The organism is Siccirubricoccus deserti (assembly GCF_014283215.1).
Taxonomy (GTDB): domain Bacteria; phylum Pseudomonadota; class Alphaproteobacteria; order Acetobacterales; family Acetobacteraceae; genus Siccirubricoccus; species Siccirubricoccus deserti.
Genome location: NZ_JACOMF010000171.1, coordinates 1 through 2719, shown reverse-complemented (window position 1 = coordinate 2719; position 2719 = coordinate 1). Strand labels below are relative to the sequence as shown.

Genomic DNA, 2719 nt, shown 5'->3' with positions numbered 1-2719 from the left:
TGCCAGCGCCAAACCGCAGGGCGGCTGACGCCCGCGCGGCGCGCCACCTCCAGGACCGGCAGCCACTCGGCGGAGAGCAAGATGATGTTGACCCGCTGCACATGCTTGAGCGGGCGGTTGCGGTCACCAAGGATCGCAGCAAGGCGGATGCGATCCTCAGATCCAACGATGACGCTGACGGTCTGGGCCATGCCTGGAGAATTCCACCGCAGCGCCCCGCTGTGAATCCTCCGTCTGCGTCAGTGCACTAGTACGGGGTGGCCCTACCATACGGTCCACTCAGTGCCGGGATTCGACCTTGGTATGCTCTCCGTGCTGGGACCGCTCCTGTTTGCCCCTCGGCTCCTCGCCCTGCTGCTCGTCCACGGGGTCGTGCCAAGGCTGACCGTTCTCGTCGCTGCGGTCGATCGTGCGGTCGTCGCCCTGCTGGGCAGGCTTCGGCGTGCTTCTCGTTCCACTCATGGGATGTCTCCCGGATCGCGGCGCCAAGCCGCCACCATTCAACCCGACTTCCTGGCAGGTGTTCCCAACTGGCGCGAGGTGCCGAGTAGGTGCCGCTGCGAACGCGGGAGCAGGCGGTGAACGTGATGATCCCCGGCGCGAGGATTGCGGGGCTTTCCCTGGCGCTGCGCCTGCACCAGAGGAGCCTCCCACCGATCATCTCGGAGCGCTCCCCGCGCCTGCGCGACGGCGGCTACATGCTCATGCACGCCCTGGGCCTCGCTTCCCCGTCGACCGGTGCGTCCTCAACGCCTCCATTGGCAGGCGCACCGGACACGGGTCGCGGCATCGTCACCTGTTCGCGCGAGGTGCCGTGGTGCTGCATCGGGTGCTGACTGCTGACACCACCTCGGGACTGCCGGTCCCGAGCCCCGCACCGCCGCCCCTGCAATGCGTTGAGGTGCTTGGGTGTCGGCAAGGGACGAGAGATGGCTGGGCACGTTGCGGGTTGGCTGCTGCACCCGGAGGACCGGAACGGACTTATGGCCGTGTTCCCTCCCGCCTACCCGGAGGTGGTGGCCCACCACGTCACGCTAAAGTCCGGGGTCCCGCAGGACTTCCCGCTGCCGACCGAGACGGAGGGCTTCGTTGTGGGCATGGCCAATGACGGCGCGGGCGTGCAGGCGCTCGTGGTCGAGATCGGCGGCAGGACCCGGCGGCCGGACGGCTCCACCTACCACATCACGTGGTCGCTCGGACCGGGGCGCAGAGCGGTGGAGAGCAACGACGTGATTCGGGAGCGCGGCTGGACGGCGGCGGGGGAACGGCACCGGGTTCGGCTGGAACCAGAAATGTTCGGTTAGACGGCGGCTGGCCATGCGATGCACCTGGGCGCCTGCTGTCGCGGCCGATATTGCCCAACGGCGGCACCTGACCGTTGAGGACGAGCGAACCCGCTCGAACGGAGCATTATCCGGCCGCGTTGCTCTCCTGGCCTGGCGGGATGCCGTCGGCCGCCCAGAAGAACTGGAGCACACCATGCCGCGCGCGTGTCCGAGGCAGGCCGCAGCGGCGGGTAGGAGTCCTACCGCGTCGGGACCGAGAACAGCGCCCTGGTGACGGGCGAAAAGCGGACGAGAATCAACAGTGGCAATGATGGCGGCGAAGGCTCGGCGCGGCATTCGAGGCGCTGAGCGGCCGCGCGAATAGGGCTACCGGGCGTACGGTCGGAGCCGACGATCCCCGCACTCAGCCCCCCTGGCGCGCCGTCTCGGCCACGGGGTCGTCGGCGAGGCGGTCGAGCTTGGCGGCCATGATGAAGTCGTTCTCGTGCAGGCCCTTGATCTTCTTTGTCCGTAGCGAGACCGCCGCGTAGCCCCAGCCGAAGGTGATGTCGGGGTGGTGGCCCTCCGCATCAGCGAGTTCCGCGGCGCGCGCCACGAAGGCGAACGCCTCGCCGAAATCTTTGAACCGGAAGCGCCGCTCAATGCGGGTCGCGTCGTCCATCAGCGTCCAGTCGGGCGCCTGCGTACGGTAGCCTTCCGCCTCCACAGGCGTCAGCGGCGGGACGCCGCCGCGGCACGGGGTGCAATTCTTCTCCGCCAGTGCGCTCGCCATGATGTCGCCTCCCGATGGATGGTCGCCCCTGGACGGCACCCTGCGGGCGCCCGGTGGGCATCGATGCCATCTGGGGGCAGGATAGGCCGGGACTGCGCTCGGTGCAGCAGTCCCCGTCGCGCGGGAGGCTGTCGTTGCGATGAGAGCAATAGGACAGGGGCTCACCCGTACAGCATCGCGCGCGCCCCCGCCGCCGCCATAGCCAACCACGGGCGCCTCGCGGCCGACGCTCGACGGTAGGGCGCGTCACCCACCAATCCGAGCCCCGGCGCGGCCGCTCGCTCCTCTGGCCCCTACTTCCTGGGCTCAGGCGGACGCGCCAGCGGATTGTCGTCCACTGCCGCGCCCTACTTCGGCGCGGGCCGTGCCGGGCGCCCTCTAAGTGTCCGTCCGGGAACAGGTGCTATGATTTGAATAGGTTGTGACTGGCCTGTGGGCGGCCGAGGCGGGAAGAACTGCGGCGATGTGGACGCAGGAGAACCGGGCTTGGTACGACCGCAGCAAGCTGCGCTACCCGAGTGATCTGACCGACGAGGAATGGGCGCTGATCAGGACGCTGATCCCGCCCGCCAAGCCGGGTGGCAACAAGCGGACGGTCGAGGTGCGAGCGGTGGTGAACGGGGTGATGTACATCCTCTCCACCGGCTGCCAGTGGGCAGCC

Annotated in this window: 5 protein-coding genes and 1 pseudogene; 3 read left to right on the top strand and 3 right to left on the bottom strand. The window is 68.8% G+C overall.

Going from position 1 to position 2719, the window contains the following annotated elements; all coding sequences use genetic code 11:
- Both H7965_RS29415 and H7965_RS29410 read right to left on the bottom strand, forming a co-directional pair.
- Positions 1-191 (bottom strand): annotated as a pseudogene (locus tag H7965_RS29415) (IS630 family transposase); the annotation flags it as partial.
- 88 nt (positions 192-279) lie between these two features.
- The gene (locus tag H7965_RS29410) at positions 280-462 is read right to left on the bottom strand and encodes a hypothetical protein (protein ID WP_186774034.1); all 183 of its coding nucleotides are present in this window, start codon (positions 460-462) and stop codon (positions 280-282) included.
- A gap of 116 nt (positions 463-578) precedes the next feature.
- On the opposite strand from H7965_RS29410, the gene H7965_RS29405 reads away from it, so the two are divergent.
- On the top strand, positions 579-836 hold the full coding sequence (locus H7965_RS29405) for a hypothetical protein (RefSeq protein WP_186774033.1): 258 nt from the start codon (positions 579-581) through the stop codon (positions 834-836).
- 147 nt (positions 837-983) lie between these two features.
- Positions 984-1304 (top strand): hypothetical protein, encoded by a 321-nt coding sequence (locus tag H7965_RS29400; protein WP_229682873.1) that lies wholly within the window; start codon positions 984-986, stop codon positions 1302-1304.
- A 385-nt stretch (positions 1305-1689) separates the two neighbouring features.
- Here the strand turns inward: H7965_RS29400 and H7965_RS29395 are convergent, their stop codons facing one another.
- Positions 1690-2058 carry a 4a-hydroxytetrahydrobiopterin dehydratase gene (locus H7965_RS29395; protein ID WP_186774031.1) on the bottom strand — a complete coding sequence of 123 codons (369 nt, stop codon included), beginning with the start codon at positions 2056-2058 and terminating at the stop codon, positions 1690-1692.
- Between the two features lie 463 nt (positions 2059-2521).
- Between H7965_RS29395 and H7965_RS29390 the strand changes: the two genes are divergently transcribed.
- On the top strand, positions 2522-2719 hold a 198-nt coding region (locus H7965_RS29390), incomplete at its 3' end, for a transposase (protein WP_186774005.1).